13 protein-coding genes are annotated in these 14,454 nt (G+C 72.5%); 7 read left to right on the top strand and 6 right to left on the bottom strand.

The genetic code is table 11. The annotated features are described in order from the left end of the window. Window positions 1–7: 7 nt before the first annotated feature. The 5 genes from EDF27_RS01640 to EDF27_RS01620 form a co-directional block, all read right to left on the bottom strand. Complete coding sequence (locus tag EDF27_RS01640) at window positions 8–1,624, bottom strand: ABC transporter ATP-binding protein (RefSeq protein ID WP_132046920.1); 1,617 nt, start codon at window positions 1,622–1,624, stop codon at window positions 8–10. Continuing rightward, window positions 1,608–3,500: a gamma-glutamyltransferase gene (locus EDF27_RS01635; RefSeq protein ID WP_132047767.1), complete on the bottom strand. Its 1,893-nt coding sequence runs from the start codon at window positions 3,498–3,500 to the stop codon at window positions 1,608–1,610. Before EDF27_RS01635 ends, EDF27_RS01640 begins: the two co-directional genes overlap by 17 nt. 76 nt (window positions 3,501–3,576) lie before the next feature. Further along, window positions 3,577–4,452, bottom strand: a complete 876-nt coding sequence (locus tag EDF27_RS01630; protein WP_123655370.1) for an ABC transporter permease — start codon at window positions 4,450–4,452, stop codon at window positions 3,577–3,579. Further along, window positions 4,449–5,402, bottom strand: a complete 954-nt coding sequence (locus EDF27_RS01625) for an ABC transporter permease (RefSeq protein WP_123655371.1) — start codon at window positions 5,400–5,402, stop codon at window positions 4,449–4,451. The genes EDF27_RS01630 and EDF27_RS01625 overlap by 4 nt, the downstream gene beginning before the upstream one ends. Further along, complete coding sequence (locus tag EDF27_RS01620) at window positions 5,399–7,057, bottom strand: ABC transporter substrate-binding protein (protein ID WP_132046918.1); 1,659 nt, start codon at window positions 7,055–7,057, stop codon at window positions 5,399–5,401. Before EDF27_RS01620 ends, EDF27_RS01625 begins: the two co-directional genes overlap by 4 nt. A gap of 268 nt (window positions 7,058–7,325) precedes the next feature. Here EDF27_RS01620 and EDF27_RS01615 point away from each other — a divergent pair, with 268 nt between their 5' ends. The 3 genes from EDF27_RS01615 to EDF27_RS01605 all read left to right on the top strand — a co-directional run bounded on the left by EDF27_RS01615 (window position 7,326) and on the right by EDF27_RS01605 (window position 10,407). Next, window positions 7,326–8,519: a peptidoglycan DD-metalloendopeptidase family protein gene (locus EDF27_RS01615; protein ID WP_132046916.1), complete on the top strand. Its 1,194-nt coding sequence runs from the start codon at window positions 7,326–7,328 to the stop codon at window positions 8,517–8,519. A gap of 425 nt (window positions 8,520–8,944) precedes the next feature. Continuing rightward, window positions 8,945–9,781 carry a sulfite exporter TauE/SafE family protein gene (locus EDF27_RS01610; RefSeq protein ID WP_132046914.1) on the top strand — a complete coding sequence of 279 codons (837 nt, stop codon included), beginning with the start codon at window positions 8,945–8,947 and terminating at the stop codon, window positions 9,779–9,781. Continuing rightward, entirely contained in the window at window positions 9,778–10,407 is a 630-nt protein-coding gene (locus EDF27_RS01605) for a DNA alkylation repair protein (protein WP_165931312.1), read from the top strand. Before EDF27_RS01610 ends, EDF27_RS01605 begins: the two co-directional genes overlap by 4 nt. A gap of 19 nt (window positions 10,408–10,426) precedes the next feature. Here EDF27_RS01605 and EDF27_RS01600 read toward each other — a convergent pair whose 3' ends face one another. Next, window positions 10,427–10,792 carry a nuclear transport factor 2 family protein gene (locus tag EDF27_RS01600; RefSeq protein ID WP_132046910.1) on the bottom strand — a complete coding sequence of 122 codons (366 nt, stop codon included), beginning with the start codon at window positions 10,790–10,792 and terminating at the stop codon, window positions 10,427–10,429. A gap of 45 nt (window positions 10,793–10,837) precedes the next feature. Here EDF27_RS01600 and EDF27_RS01595 point away from each other — a divergent pair, with 45 nt between their 5' ends. The 4 genes from EDF27_RS01595 (at window position 10,838) to EDF27_RS01580 (ending at window position 14,431) form a co-directional block, all read left to right on the top strand. Further along, window positions 10,838–11,725 (top strand): aminoglycoside phosphotransferase family protein, encoded by an 888-nt coding sequence (locus EDF27_RS01595; protein WP_132046908.1) that lies wholly within the window; start codon window positions 10,838–10,840, stop codon window positions 11,723–11,725. Between the two features lie 64 nt (window positions 11,726–11,789). Further along, window positions 11,790–12,992, top strand: coding sequence for a zinc-dependent alcohol dehydrogenase (locus EDF27_RS01590; RefSeq protein WP_132046906.1), 1,203 nt, complete (start codon window positions 11,790–11,792; stop codon window positions 12,990–12,992). Then, window positions 12,989–14,017, top strand: coding sequence for an NAD-dependent epimerase/dehydratase family protein (locus tag EDF27_RS01585; protein ID WP_132046904.1), 1,029 nt, complete (start codon window positions 12,989–12,991; stop codon window positions 14,015–14,017). Before EDF27_RS01590 ends, EDF27_RS01585 begins: the two co-directional genes overlap by 4 nt. Window positions 14,018–14,026: 9 nt before the next feature. Next, window positions 14,027–14,431 carry a DUF6314 family protein gene (locus tag EDF27_RS01580; RefSeq protein WP_123701211.1) on the top strand — a complete coding sequence of 135 codons (405 nt, stop codon included), beginning with the start codon at window positions 14,027–14,029 and terminating at the stop codon, window positions 14,429–14,431. Window positions 14,432–14,454 lie beyond the last annotated feature (23 nt).

Below are 14,454 nucleotides of genomic sequence, written 5' to 3'. Positions count from 1 at the left end.
CCTTCGCTCACGCGGTCTGCTCCGCGAGCGCCCGCCCGGGGATCGCGTCGAGCAGGTCGCGCGTGTACTGCTCCTGCGGTGCGTCGAAGACCTCGGCCACCGAACCCCGCTCGACGACCTTGCCCCGGCGCATCACCACGACGTCGTCCGCGATCCGGCGGACCACCCCGAGGTCGTGGGTGATGAACAGGTAGCTCAGCCCGAGCCGGTCCTGCAGGTCGTCGAGCAGGGCGAGGATCTGCTCCTGCAGGAGGACGTCGAGTGCGGACACCGCCTCGTCGAGGATGAGCACCTCGGGTTCGAGCGCGAGCGCCCGGGCGATCGCGACGCGCTGTCGCTGGCCGCCGGAGAGCTCGTTCGGGCGGAGCTGCGCGGCCGAGCGGGGCAGCGCGACCTGGTCGAGCAGCGTCGCCACCCGCTCGGTGCGTGCCGCGCGGTCGCCGATGCCGAACACCCGGAGCGGCTCGTCGATGATCCGCTCGATCGTCGACGTCGGGTCGAGCGAGCCGTAGGGGTCCTGGAACACCGGCTGCACCCGTCGGCGGATGGCCCGCCGCTCGGCCCCGCGTGCGGTCCCGATCGACGCCCCGTCCACCAGCGCGGTGCCGGAGGTCGGTGCCTCGAGCCCGAGCAGGATGCGCGCGACCGTCGTCTTGCCGGACCCGGACTCCCCGACCACCGCGGTCGTGGTGCCGCGCCGGACCGAGAACGAGACGCCGTCGGACGCCCGCAGGGTCCCCGCCCCACGGCCCCGGAGCCGGTACTCCTTCACGAGGTCGGTCACGACGAGGACCGGCTCCCCGGGGTCGGTCGGCTCCGGGGGCAGGCCGGAGAGCGCGGGCGCGGCGGCGATGAGGCGCTTCGTGTACTCGTGCTGCGGGTCCCGGAGGATCGTCTCCGGGGAACCCTGCTCGACGATCTCGCCGTCGAGCATCACGATCACCCGGTCGGTCCGGTCCGCGGCGACCCCGAGGTCGTGCGTCACGAACAGCAGCGTGGTGCCGTGCTGGTCGACGAGCGTCTGCAGGTGGTCGAGGATCTGCCGCTGCACCGTCACGTCGAGCGCGCTGGTCGGCTCGTCCGCGATGAGGAGCTCCGGCTGACGGGCGAGGGCGATCGCGATGAGGATGCGCTGCCGCATCCCGCCGGAGAACTCGTGCGGGTACTGGTCCGCCCGGCGCTCCGCCTCCGGGATGCCGGCCTCGGTCATCAGCGCGACGACTCGCTGCCGGATCGCCGCGCGACCGCGGACCCCGCCGGCGCGGAGCGTGTCGGCGATCTGCGCGCCGACCCGCATCGCCGGGTTGAGGTTCGTCGACGGGTCCTGCGGCACGAGCCCGATCCGGCCACCACGCACCCGGCGCATCGCGGTCTCGTCGGCGTTCGCGACGTCGAGGTCGCCGAGGCGGATCGACCCGCCGGTGATCGCGCCGGCGCCGGGGAGCAGGCGGAGCACCGCGGCGATGAGCGTCGACTTGCCGGAGCCGGACTGCCCGACGATCGCGACGCGCTCACCGCGCCGGACGTCGAGGTCGACACCGTGCAGGACCTCCCGGCCGCCGAAGGCGACGCGGAGGTCGCGGACGGACAGCAGCGGGGTCGTGGGGTCAGCGTCCAGTGGCATGGCCCTGTGCTCCTCTCGGGTTGGCGGCGGCACCGAGCACGCCGGTGGCGGGGTCGCGGGTCACGCACGACAGGCGTCCGAGCGCCCAGTCGCCCGCACGGGTGACGACGTGGCCGAGCTCCTCCAGCCCGGCGATCACGTCGTCGCCGAGCCGGTCCTCGACGACGACGCCGCCGGGGGTCCAGGTGCGGGGCCAGAACGACCCCGGGAACGACGTGGTGTGCAGCGCGGGTGCGTCGATCGCCTGCTGCGGGGAGTACCCGCCGACGATCGTGCGGAGCAGGAACAGCAGCTGCCACTGGTCCTGCTGGTCGCCGCCCGGGGACCCGAGTGCCATGACGGGCTCGCCGTCGCGCAGCACGAGCGTCGGGGTGAGCGTGGTGCGCGGGCGCTCACCGGGGCGGAGCGTCGACGCGGTGCCCTCCTCGAGCCAGGTCATCTGCATGCGGGTGCCGAGGCAGAAGCCGAGCTCGGGGATCGTGGGCGAGGACTGCAGCCAGCCACCGGACGGTGTCGCGCTGACGATGTTGCCCCAGCGGTCGACGACGTCGATGTGGCAGGTGTCGCCACGGGTCTCGCCGGTCTCCATCACGATCGGCTCGCCGCGGTCCTCGGTCAGGGGATCGTCCTCCGCGGGGACGGCGACGGGCTGGTCCCTCTCGGCGCCCGCGACGGGCTGGTCCCTCTCGGTGCCCGCGACGGGCTGGTCCTCCACGGTGCCCGCGACCGCGTCGCCGCGGGCACCGGGGACGGTGGGCTCGCCGACGCCGGCGACCGGTTCGCCCCGGGGCGTGTACGTCTCGCGGAGCGGCGGGAGCTCGCCGGGTGCGACGGACACCGACCCCGGACGGAGGTCGTGCGAGGCGCGCTCGCCGATCAGCGCACGACGGGCGTCCGTGTAGGCGTCGGAGAGCAGCTCGTCCATCGGGACGTCGCCGTCGCCGTAGTACACCTCGCGGTCGGCGAGCGCGAGCTTCTGCGCCTCGACGATCGTGTGCGCTCCCGCGACGGTGGACGGGTCGAGCAAGGCGTCGTCGAGCGGCTCGAGCAGCCGCAGGGTCTGCAGCAGTGCCGGCCCCTGGCCCCACGGCCCGGTCTTCGCGATCGTGCGACCACGGAACTCGGCGGTCGTCGCCGGCTCGTACGACGCCCGGAACGCGGCCATGTCCTCGGCACGGATGACGCCGGCGTGGTCGGTGCCCGACGCGTGGCGGTGCGGGGACCGGACGAAGCGGTCGATCGCCTCGGCGACGAACCCCTCGGCCCACGCATCGCGAGCCGCGTCGATCCGAGCCACCCGGTCGGGCCGGCCGGAGCCGGCGTCGACGAGGCGGTCGAGCACTGATGCCCACGTCTCGTTCCGGATGACGTCCCCCGGGGCCGGCACCGAGCCTCCCGGCAGCCACCGGTCCGCGGAGGACGGCCAGTGGTCCTGGAACAGTCCCCGCACCGTCGCGATCGTCGCGACCACGCGCGGTGCGACGGGGTGGCCGTCACGGGCGTACCCGATGCCGAAGGACAGCACGTCGCCGAGTTCCCACGTGCCGTGGTCGCGGAGCAGGAGGAGCCACCCGTCGACCGCTCCGGGGACGGCGGCGGCGAGCGCCCCGGCACCGGGGACCAGGTCGAGGCCCTCCGCGCGGAAGTGCGACGGTGTCGCTCCGGCCGGTGCCGGGCCCTGGCCCGTCAGGACCGTGGGGACCTGCTCTTCGGCGGTGGCGAACACCGCGGTCATGTCCCCGCCGGGGCCGTTGAGGTGCGGTTCGACGACGTGCAGGACGAAGGCGCCCGCGACGGCGGCGTCGAACGCGTTCCCGCCGCGCTCCAGGACGGCCTGGGCGGTGGACGTGGCGAGCCAGTGGGTCGACGCGGCCATCCCGAAGGTGCCCGCGAGGTCGGGGCGGGTCGTGTCGGCACTCGGGGTGACGAACGCGGGGTTGGTGCTCATGCGGTTACTTCCGGTCGGATGCGGTCGGGTCGAGGGCGTCGCGGAGCGCGTCCCCGAAGAGGTTGAAGCCGAGGCAGATCACGGCGATGGCGATGCCCGGGACGACCGCGGCCCACGGCGCCTGGCCGAGGTACTGCTGCGCGTCCGAGAGCATGATGCCGAGGCTCGGCGTCGGCGGCTGGATGCCGAGGCCGAGGAACGACAGCAGCGCCTCGCCGATCACCGCGACGGGCATGATCACCGTCGCCTGCACGATGATCGCGGAGACGCAGTTCGGCAGGACGTGCTGCGCGATGATCCGGGCACCACCGGCGTCGAGGGTCCTGGCACTGGTCACGAAGTCCGCACTCGTGATCCGCAGGGTCTCACCGCGGACGATGCGGATCATCGCGGGGACGTGCGAGACCCCGATCGCGATCACCGCGTTGGACAGGCTCGGACCGCTGATCGCGGCGAGCCCGACGGCGATGATGAGGAACGGGAACGCCAGGGCGACGTCGGTCAGCCGCGAGATGATCGCGTCCAGCCACTTCCAGTACCCGGCGAGCAGCCCGAGCGGGGTGCCGACCACGACGGCGACGAGCACCGAGAGCGCACCGACCACGAGCGAGACCTGCACGCCGTAGAGGGTGCGGGAGAGGATGTCGCGGCCGAGGTCGTCGGTACCCAGACCGAACCCGACGGTGAACGGCACCTGGAACGGCAGGTCGAAGTGCGTCTCCGTGGGGTCGTGCGGCGCGACGAGCGGTGCCGTGAGCGCGGCGAGCACCACGATCGCGAGCATGATGCCGCCGGTCAGGCCGAGCCGGTTCGCCCGGACCTGCTTCCAGACGCGGCCACGGCTCGAGCCGAGGTCGAAGTTCGTCGTCACGGCGGTCATCGGGAGCCTCCCACGCGGATCTTCGGGTTGATGACCGAGTACAGGACGTCCACGGCCAGGTTGATCACGACGTACCCGACGGTGATGACGAGCACGACGGCCTGGATCACCGGGTAGTCGCGGGTGAACACCGAGTCGAGCGTCAGCTTGCCGAACCCGGGCAGGGCGAAGATCCGCTCGGTGACGACCGCTCCGGAGATGAGCCCGCCGAGCTGCAGGCCGACGATCGTGACGACGACGATCATCGAGTTCCGCAGGCCGTACCGGAACAGCACCCGACCGCGGCCGAGGCCCTTCGCACGGGCCGTGCGGACGAAGTCCGTCTTCATCGTCTCGATCATCGACGCCCGGGTCTGCCGCATGATCACGGCCGCCAGGGACGTCCCGAGGATCAGCGCGGGCAGGGTCAGGTGGTAGAGCGCGCTCAGCGGGTTCGTCGTCATCGACACGTACCCGGAGGCCGGGAACCAGCCGAGGCCGGCCGCGAGCCAGACGATCGCGAGGATGCCGAGCCAGAAGTTCGGCACGCTGAGGCCGACGAGCGCGGCGGCGTTCGCCATCCACTCGGGCCAGCGCCCGCGGTACCGCTCGGCGATCGTGCCGAGCGCGACGCCGACGAGCACCGCGACGACGATCGCGTAGAGCGCGAGCCACAGCGTGACGGGCAGCGTCGAGCCGATGAGCTCCGTCACCGGGGTGCCGGTACGGGTCGAGCGGCCGAAGTCGCCGTGCAGCGCGTTGACCACGAACCGCCAGTACTGCACGAGGATCGAGTCGTCGAGGCCGAGCTGCTCGCGGACCGCGGCCAGGCGGGCGGGGCTCGCCTCCTCGCCGGCCAGGGCCAGGGCTGGGTCGCCCGGCAGCTGTCGGACCCCGACGAACACGACGATCGATGCGAGCACCAGGGTGATCGCCGACTGCCAGATGCGGGTCGTGACGTAGCGGATCACTTGCTCGTGCCTTCCACGAATGCAGCCTGGCTGAGCCGGACCACGCCGTCCGCGTACGTCGAGACGCCCGCGATGTCGTCCCGGACGCCGGTGATGCTCCGGGTCCGGTAGAGGTAGATGATCGGGTCGTCGCGCTGCACGATGGTCGTCATCTGCCCGTACAGGTCGGCGCGCTCCTGTTCGTCCGTGGACTGGGAGGCCCGGGTGATCAGGTCGTCCACCTCCGGGTTGCTGTAGCCGGCGTAGTTGTTGCCGCCGCCCGTGCTCAGGAACCCGCCGATGTTGCCGTGCGGGTCGACGCGTCCGGACCAGCCGAGCTGGAGCGCCTGGAAGTCACCGCGCGTCTGGTCGTCGAGGAGCGTCGTGTACTCCACCGGGGTGATCGTGATCGCGAACCCACCCGCCCGGGCCTGCGACTGCAGGGCCTGCGCGAACCGGACCGTGTCGGGGGTGTTCGTCACCTCCATCTCGATCGGGAACGGCTGCTGCACGCCCGCCTTCGCGAGGATCCGCTTCGCCTTGTCGGGGTCGTACGCGGGGCAGGCCTTGCTGGCGTCGCTCGCGAAGACGCTGGTGTTCGGCACCGGGGAGCAGGCGACGTCGGCCCAGCCGTGGAAGACGCTCTGCACGAGTTCGGCGCGGTTGATCGACATCGACAGCGCCCGGCGGACGTCGGCACGCTCGGCGAGCGGCGTGTCGATCTGCTTCGGGTCGGTGCCGACGCCGTCCTGGTTGCCGATGTTCACGGTGATGCCCTGGTACCCGAGCGACCCGGTGCGCAGGACGGTCAGGTCCTTCCGCGTCCGCAGGTCGTCGACGTCCTGCGTGGAGATCGTGTCCGCCACCTGCACGTCGCCCGACTTCAGGTTCGCGGCCCGGATGCTCGCGTCGGTGATGATCCGGTACGTGATCGTGTCGAAGTGCGCGGAGGAGGGGTCGTAGTACTCCGGGTCCTTCTCGACCGTGATCGAGGTCTGCGGGACGCGCTTCACGAACTTGTACGGGCCGACGCACACCGGGGCGTCCCCGAAGTCGTCGCCCTCGTCCGCGAGTGCCGCCGGCGACATCACCATGCCCGCGCGGTCCGCGAGCGCCGCGGTGATCGGGGCGAACGGTGTGGCGTACCGGAGCCGGACCGTGTGGTCGTCGACCGCGCTGACGTCCGTCACCGGGCCCATCTCGCTCTTCCGGCTGGAGTCGGCCTTGGTCAGGTTCCGCTCGAGCGTCGTGACCACCGCTGCTGCGTCGAACGGGGTGCCGTCGGCGAACCGGACACCGGTGCGGACCGGGAACGTCACGGTCTTCCCGCCGTCCGTCACCGTCGGCAGCGACGTCGCGAGCATCGGCACGATCGTGCCCTCCGCGTCGATGTCGTAGAGCTTCTGGCACATCGTCTCCATGACGTACCGGGTGTACAGCGACGAGGACGTCGTGGGGTCGAGGCGGTCCGGCTCGGCTGAGAGCGCCATCACGAGGTCGCCGCCCTCCTGGACCTGCTGGTCGCCGATGGCGGCGGTGGTGACGGTGCCCGCGGTGGTGCCGCCGGCCTTCGAGCGTTGGACGGGGACGCACGCCGTGAGCGCGAGCGTCGCTGCGATGACGACGGCCGGCAGTGCGAGGAGGGTGCGGCGGCGTCGGGGGCTGATCGGGGACATGGGGATCCTGATGCTGGTGGGGCTGTGGCGTTCCTTGTGGGATCGCGCTCAGGAGCGGGGTTGATTGCATACAATCATGGATCCGCGATCTCGTTTGTATACATTTTGTTTCGAGTGTGTGACGCGTCCTGCACATCGGGCAGCCCGTGACCAGCCCCCACGACTGGGGCTGTGTCGATCCGACACCCCTCGGTGACCATCGTTCGGCGGCCTGCACCGGGCAGTCCGCACGCGGCTCGTCAGGGAGAGCCGCCGACACAGGGGAACCATGCGCATCACCACGACCACGACCAGGACCAGGCTGGCCGCCGTCATCACCGCAGCGGTGATCGCCGTGACCGGCAGCATCGCCATCGCCGCACCGGCCGGAGCAGCCACCACTGCGCCGGCCCGGGCATCGACCGTCGTCTCGACGAGCGTCCCCGCAGGGACCAAGCTGCTGCCCGGCGACGTCATGACGTCGTCGAACGGCCAGTTCCGGCTCGTCATGCAGGGCGACGGCAACCTCGTCGAGTACGGGATCGGGAACGCCGTCCTCTGGGCGTCGAACACCGCGAAGTACCCCGGGGCCGTCGCGGTCGTCGGGACCGACGGTGTCTTCTCGATCCGCTCCGGCTCGAAGACCGTCGCGAAGTGGGGCACCTCCGGCCACGTCGGCTACGACTTCGGCGTGCTGCCCGACGGGTCGCTCCGGATGCGCGACTCCGTGAAGCGGACCATCTGGCAGCTCCAGAACTTCCAGGACCGCGTCACCGCCGGCAACGTCATCAAGCCCGGCACGGTGCTGCGCTCGGACGCGAGCTCCGCCCGGAAGTTCACGATGCAGGCCGACGGCAACCTGGTGCAGTACCTCAACGGCAAGGCCGCGTGGGCATCGCGCACCAACGGGCACCCGGGATCGTGGGCGTCCGTGCAGACCGACGGCAGCCTGGTCGTCTACGGACCCGACAACCGTGCGCTCTGGTCGTCGAAGACCACCACCGCCGGACGTGGTCAGCTCCTCGTGCAGGTCGACTCGAACGTCGTCCTCTACGGCAGCAAGGACACCCGGGTCTGGTCGACCCGCCCCGTCAGCGGCCTCCTCTGGCCGGTCGCGTCCACCCGGATCACCGGGAAGTTCGGCGACGACCGCGGTGCCGGGCACACCCCGCGCTACCACCAGGGCGCCGACGCGGGCGTCGTCACCGGCACCGCCGTGTACGGCTCGGGGAGCGGCACGGTCACCGAGACCGTCGCGAACAACGCGACGTTCGGCAACTACGTCGTCGTCAAGTACGGGCTGACGACGGTCCTCACCGCGCACCTCAGCAAGATCGAGGTGAAGAAGGGGCAGGTGGTGTCGTCGAAGACCGAGATCGCGAAGTCGGGCAACACCGGCCAGTCCACCGGCCCCCACGTGCACGTCGAGACGCGCGTCAACGGCACGCTCAAGGACCCCTTGACGCAGCTGCACTTCCGCTGACGCCGCGGGCCGTGCGCGGTGCGCTCGCGGTGCGCTCGCGGTGCGCGCGCGTCGCCCGCTTCCGCTGAGATCGCACTGTTCGTCGCCTCCTGAGACAGCAGGCGACAGAGCCTGCGATCTCAGCATCGGGTTCTCGGGGCGTCTCGCGCTCGACGTGACCAACCACCGGCCGGGAGGCTCGTGGCGGCCTGGCACCGCGCCTCCCGTCCGGGCCGTGGCGCGGTCCGGGTGCGCGGTACGGTCCGGGTGCGCGGTACGGTCCGGATCCGTGGCGCGGTCCGGGTGCGCGGTACGGTCCGGATCCGTGGTGCGGTCCGGGTGCGCACAACGGAACGCGATGCGCACCACGGGATCGCGTGGTGCGGACTGCCTTCGGTTGTGCGCCGGGCGCGCCCTGGCGCGACCCCGGCCGTACCCTGGACGGGATGAACTCCCGCGCCGCCCGACTCCTCGTGCTCGTGGCGATCGGCATCGCCGCTGGGGTCCTCTCCGGCCTGTTCGGGGTCGGCGGCGGCGTCATCGTGGTCCCGGCCCTGATGGCCTTCCTGCACGTGGACCAGCGCAGCGCCTCCGCGAGGTCCCTCGTGGCGATCGCCCCCGCGGCCGTCGTCGGCGCGATCACCTACGCGGTGCAGGGCGAGGTGCACTGGCTCGCGGCGCTGACACTGGCGGTCGGCAGTGTCGTCGGCGCCCCGATCGGTGCCCGCATGCTCCGCGCGATCTCGCTGCGGGTCCTGCCGTGGATCTTCGTCGGCTTCATCGTCGTGGTGCTGGTCTCCCTGTTCGCGAACACGCCCTCGCGTGAGGGGACGGTGCACTTCGGCCTGGTCGAGGCGCTCGTCCTGCTCGGCATCGGTCTGCTGTCCGGGGTGCTCTCCGGCCTGGTGGGCGTCGGCGGCGGGGTCGTGATCGTGCCCGGCATGGAACTCGCGCTCGGCGCCGGCGACCTGCTCGCGAAGGGCACCTCGCTGCTCACGATGGTCCCGACGACGGTGTCGGGGACCGTGGCGAACCTGCGGAAGGGCGCGGTGGACCTGCGCGTGGGCCTCACCGTCGGGATCACCGCGGCGGTCTGCTCCCCGGCCGGTGCGCTCCTCGCGCGGGCGGTCGATCCCCAGGTCGCGACGTGGTTGTTCGCCGGGTTCCTGGTGGTGGTCGCCGTGATCGTCGTGCGGCGGGGCCTCCGGACCGCGCGGGCAGCGGCGACGCCCGGCCCCGGCGGGCTCGAGGGTGCCGCCGAGGACCCGACGGGCACCCGGTGAGGGTGACGACCGCCGAGGACGTGCTCGCCGCGTTCGCCCGCACGCCCGGTGACGTCGCGGCGGCGCGACGCGTGGCCCGTGGGTTCGCGGACCTCGACGAGGGGGAGCGGTCCGCGCTGCTCTGGAGCGAGGACCCCGGCGCCCGGCTCCTGGCCGTCGTGCTCCTCGTCCAGGCGATGCGCCGCCGCCCGGACCCCGAGCTGGCCGAGGAGTACCTCGGCGCTGCGCGGGCGGAGCGCATCGACCGTGCCGACCTGGTGGACATCGCCGCGGAGGAACTCGTCGGCGCACCGATGGTCGGCGGCTCGACCGGGCCGCTGTTCGCCCTCGCGAAGTCCGACGTCGCGTGGGTGCGGCGGATCGCAGTGGTGGCGACGCTCGCGTTCGTGAAGCAGGGCGACGCCGACGTGCCGCTCGCCGTCGTGGGGCGACTGGTGCGTGAGCGCGGTGAGACCGTGCAGTCCGCGCTCGGGTGGGTCCTCCGCGAGGTCGGGAAGCGCGCCTCGGAGCCGGCGCTCGTCACGTTCCTGGAGCGCCAGGGACGGTTCCTGACGAAGGACGCCCTGGCGACGGCGACCGAACACCTGCCGACCGCGGACCGCGACCGCCTGCGCCAGACCCGCTAGGTCTGCTGCGCCAGACGCGCTAGGACTGCTGCGCCTCCGCGAGGATCGTCGTCAGGCGCGCGATCACCCCGTCCCGCACCTCGATGACGTCGACGCCGCGGACCTGCGGGTCGCCGACCGGGCCGAAGCCCCAGGCGAGTGCGCCGTGGGACGCGGAGACGTAGCGGCGCCCCTCTTCGACGAACTGGAAGGCACCCGGTGCGCCGTCGAGGAGGGCAGCGGCCTTGGCCTCGAGCGCGTCCCAGCCGGTCACGGTCTCGTCGGGGTCCACGAACGCCACGTCCGGGGCGAAGGTGCGTTCGATCGCCGCCCGCCGGGACTCGGTATCCCGGTTCCCGAACACGTCGTGGAGGTTCGCGGTCAGCAGCTCGGAGGTCGTCGCCATGCCCGGAGCCTAGACGGCCGGGCCGCGGACCGGGACGATGGGCGCATGCCGCACACCGAGGTGCCCGTCATCGACGCCGCGCTCGTCGAGCGCCTCGTCGCCGAGCAGTTCCCCACCTGGGCCGGGCTCCCCGTCGAGGAGGCGGTCCCGCAGGGCTGGGACAACCGCACGTTCCGGCTCGGGGACACGCTGTCGGTGCGGCTCCCGAGCGCCGCGGGCTACGTCCCCGCGGTGGAGAAGGAGCAGCGGGTCCTGCCGTACCTCGCGCCCCGGCTCGGCATCCCGGTGCCCGAACCCGTCGGCCTCGGACGGCCGGGCAGCGGCTACCCGTTCCCGTGGTCGGTGCGCCGGTGGTTGCCGGGCCGGGTCGCGGCCGGAGCGGACCCCGACCTGACGGCGCTCGCCGAGGACGTCGGCGCGGTCCTCCGGCAGCTCCGGACGGTCCCGCCGGCGGACGGTCCCGTCGCGGGAGCGCACTCGTTCCACCGTGGCGCACACCCGTCGGTCTACGGCGACGAGGTCGAGCGGGCACTCGCGGCGCTCGGGGACACGGTCGACCAGGCTGCGTGCCGGAGTGTCTGGGCAGCGGCGTGCGCGAGCAGGTGGGACCGACCGGGCGTCTGGTTCCACGGCGACGTCGCCCCGACGAACCTGCTGGTGGACGGGGCCGGGCGGCTCTCCGCGCTCATCGACTTCGGCACGTGCGGTGTCGGCGACCCGGCGTGCGACCTGGTGCTCGCGTGGACGTTCCTCGACCGGCCGGCCCGGCGGGTCTTCCGCGACGCCGTCGGTCTCGACGACGGCACCTGGGCGCGCGGACGCGGCTGGGCCCTCTGGAAGTCGCTCATCATGCTGGCCGGCAGCGCCGGTCCCGGTGACCGCGCTGGTCACGAGGCGGTCCTGGCCGCGGCCCTCGACGACCCGGCGCTGTGAAGCCGCCACGACGCGAGCGCGTAGACGGGAAGGCACACACACCGCGACGAGAGGAGCGCCCACCGTGCGCGCACTGACCTGGCAGGGCACCGAGAAGGTGTCCGTCGAGACCGTCCCCGATCCCACGGTCCAGGAGCCGACCGATGCGGTCGTCCGGATCACCTCGACCGCGATCTGCGGCTCCGACCTCCACCTGTACCGGGTCCTCGGCCCGTACATCGACAAGGGCGACGTCCTCGGCCACGAGCCGATGGGCGTGGTCGAGGCGGTCGGCAGCGCGGTCACCAACCTCAAGGTGGGCGACCGTGTCGTCGTCCCCTTCAACATCTCCTGCGGTCACTGCTGGATGTGCCAGCACGGCCTGCAGTCCCAGTGCGAGACCACCCAGGTGACGGAGTACGGCAGCGGCGCCGCGCTCTTCGGCTACACGAAGATGTACGGCCAGGTCCCCGGCGGCCAGGCCGAGTACCTCCGCGTGCCGCACGCCGACTACGGCCCCATCGTGATCCCGGACGACGGCACCCCGGACGACCGGTGGCTGTTCCTCAGTGACATCCTCCCGACGGCGTGGCAGGGCGTGCAGTACGCCGGCGTGCCCGAGGGCGGGACCCTCGCGGTGCTCGGCCTCGGCCCGGTCGGACAGTTCGCCGCCCGCATCGGCAAGCACCTCGGCTTCCGGGTGCTCGCCGTCGAGCCCGAGGCGGTGCGCCGTGACCTCGCCGCGAAGTACGGCGTCGAGACCTTCGACCTCGACAAGGACGTCGTCGCGCAGCTCGTCGACCTCACCGACGGTCGCGGACCGGACGGCGTCGTCGACGCGGTCGGCATGGAGGCGCACGGCAACGCGGTCGCCGGGTTCGCCCAGCGTGCCGCGGGCCTGCTGCCCGACAAGCTGGCGCAGAAGGCGATCGAGACCGCCGGGGTGGACCGGCTCGCAGCCGTGCACACCGCGATCGACCTCGTCCGCCGCGGCGGCACCGTCTCGCTGAGCGGTGTCTACGGCGGGATGGCCGACCCGATGCCGATGATGACGCTGTTCGACAAGCAGATCACCATCCGTGAGGGGCAGTGCAACGTGAAGCGCTGGGTCGACGACATCATGCCGCTCGTCTCCGACCCGTCGGACCCGCTCGGCACGCTCGACCTGACGAGCCACCGGGTCTCGCTCGAGGACGCGCCGCGCATGTACGAGGTCTTCCAGAAGAAGGAGGACGACTGCGTGAAGGTCGTGCTCGACCCGGCGATGGCCGCGTCGGCCGCCGCATGACCCGGGTCGTCGTCGTCGGTGCGACCGGCAACGTCGGGACGGCCGTGCTCCGCCGGCTCGCCGCGGAGCAGGACCTGCAGGTCGTCGGGGTCGCCCGGCGTCTGCCCGACGTGCACACCGCGCCGTACGGCGACGCGGTGTGGCACGCAGTCGACGTCGGCGCGCCCGATGCGGTGTCGCAGCTCGCCGCGGTGTTCCGTGGTGCCGACGCGGTGATCCACCTGGCGTGGGCGCTCCAGCCCACGCACGACATCCCCGCGCAGCACCGGACGAACGTGGTCGGGACGGCGAACGTCCTGGCCGCGGTCGCCGCTGCCGAGGTGCCGCAGGTCGTCGTCGCCTCGTCCGTCGGTGCGTACCGGGGCGTCGACGTCGACGGCAAGCGGGACCGCAAGGACGAGTCCTGGCCGGTCGACGGCATCCCGACGGCGACGTACGCGATCCACAAGGCGGAGAACGAGCGGGCCATGGACGCCTTCGCGCGGGAGCACCCGGAGGTCGTCGTGACGCGGCTGCGTCCCGGGCTGGTCTTCCAGCGTGCTGCCGCGGCGGAGATCCGTGGACTGTTCCTCGGGAAGCTCATCCCGATGCGCGCCGTCCGGTGGATCCAGTGGGCGGTCCTGCCGTTGCCGTACGCGTTCGTGTTCCAGGCGGTGCACGCCGACGACGTTGCGGACGCCTACTGGCGGGTGGTCGACCAGCGTGCGGGTGGCGCGTTCAACATCGCCGCCTCGCCGGTGCTCACCCCGCCGCGCATCGCCGCCGTCCTCGGCATGCGCGGCGCGGTCCGGGTACCGTTCCGGCTGATCCGCGGCATCGTGACGCTGACGTGGCTGCTCCGGATCCAGCCGACCGACGCCGGCTGGGTGGACATCGCGGCGTCCGTCCCGGTGATGTCGACCGAGCGTGCGCGCACGGAACTCGGTTGGGAGGCCCGGCACCGTTCCACGGACGCGCTCGGTGAGCTGGTGGCCGGGTTCGCGGACGGCACGAGCGTCCCGGGGTCGGGTCCCCTGCACGGGTAGCCTGGCCCGGTGCTGCCTCCGGACCTGCTCGGCGACTGGGCACTGGACCGCGCCGTGCTCGACCGCCGCGCGGGGACGACCGGTCGCGTGACCGGGACGACACTGCTCCGAGCGGTGGACGACTCGACGGTGTCGTGGACGGAGACCGGCACGATGGCGTTCGACGGCCGCTCGACACCGGTCTCCCGGGAGCTCCTGGTGCGCCGCACCGGGGACGACCGCTGGACCGTCCACTTCGCCGACGGCAGGCCGTTCCACGACTGGGTGTGGGGCACCACCGTGGTGCACGACTGCGCGCCGGACGAGTACACGGGCGTGCTCGCGGGGGACGTCGACCGGTGGACGGTCCGATGGGAGGCGCGCGGTCCCGCGAAGGACTACCGCCTCGACAGCGTGCTCACCCCGGCGCGCTGAACGTCGGCCGCACCCGACAGACT

Origin of the sequence: Curtobacterium sp. PhB136 (assembly GCF_004346855.1) — a bacterium.
Classification (GTDB): Bacteria; Actinomycetota; Actinomycetes; order Actinomycetales; family Microbacteriaceae; genus Curtobacterium.
This window is presented reverse-complemented; position numbering and strand designations above follow the sequence as displayed.

What these genes read in the sequence shown, in the direction of transcription:
- EDF27_RS01640 (WP_132046920.1), bottom strand. Translation starts at nt 1,624, where the DNA reads ATGCCACTGGACGCTGACCCCACGACCCCGCTGCTGTCCGTCCGCGAC.
- EDF27_RS01635 (WP_132047767.1), bottom strand. Translation starts at nt 3,500, where the DNA reads ATGGCCGCGTCGACCCACTGGCTCGCCACGTCCACCGCCCAGGCCGTC.
- EDF27_RS01630 (WP_123655370.1), bottom strand. Translation starts at nt 4,452, where the DNA reads ATGACCGCCGTGACGACGAACTTCGACCTCGGCTCGAGCCGTGGCCGC.
- EDF27_RS01620 (WP_132046918.1), bottom strand. Translation starts at nt 7,057, where the DNA reads ATGTCCCCGATCAGCCCCCGACGCCGCCGCACCCTCCTCGCACTGCCG.
- EDF27_RS01615 (WP_132046916.1), top strand. Translation starts at nt 7,326, where the DNA reads ATGCGCATCACCACGACCACGACCAGGACCAGGCTGGCCGCCGTCATC.
- EDF27_RS01610 (WP_132046914.1), top strand. Translation starts at nt 8,945, where the DNA reads ATGAACTCCCGCGCCGCCCGACTCCTCGTGCTCGTGGCGATCGGCATC.
- EDF27_RS01600 (WP_132046910.1), bottom strand. Translation starts at nt 10,792, where the DNA reads ATGGCGACGACCTCCGAGCTGCTGACCGCGAACCTCCACGACGTGTTC.
- EDF27_RS01595 (WP_132046908.1), top strand. Translation starts at nt 10,838, where the DNA reads ATGCCGCACACCGAGGTGCCCGTCATCGACGCCGCGCTCGTCGAGCGC.
- EDF27_RS01585 (WP_132046904.1), top strand. Translation starts at nt 12,989, where the DNA reads ATGACCCGGGTCGTCGTCGTCGGTGCGACCGGCAACGTCGGGACGGCC.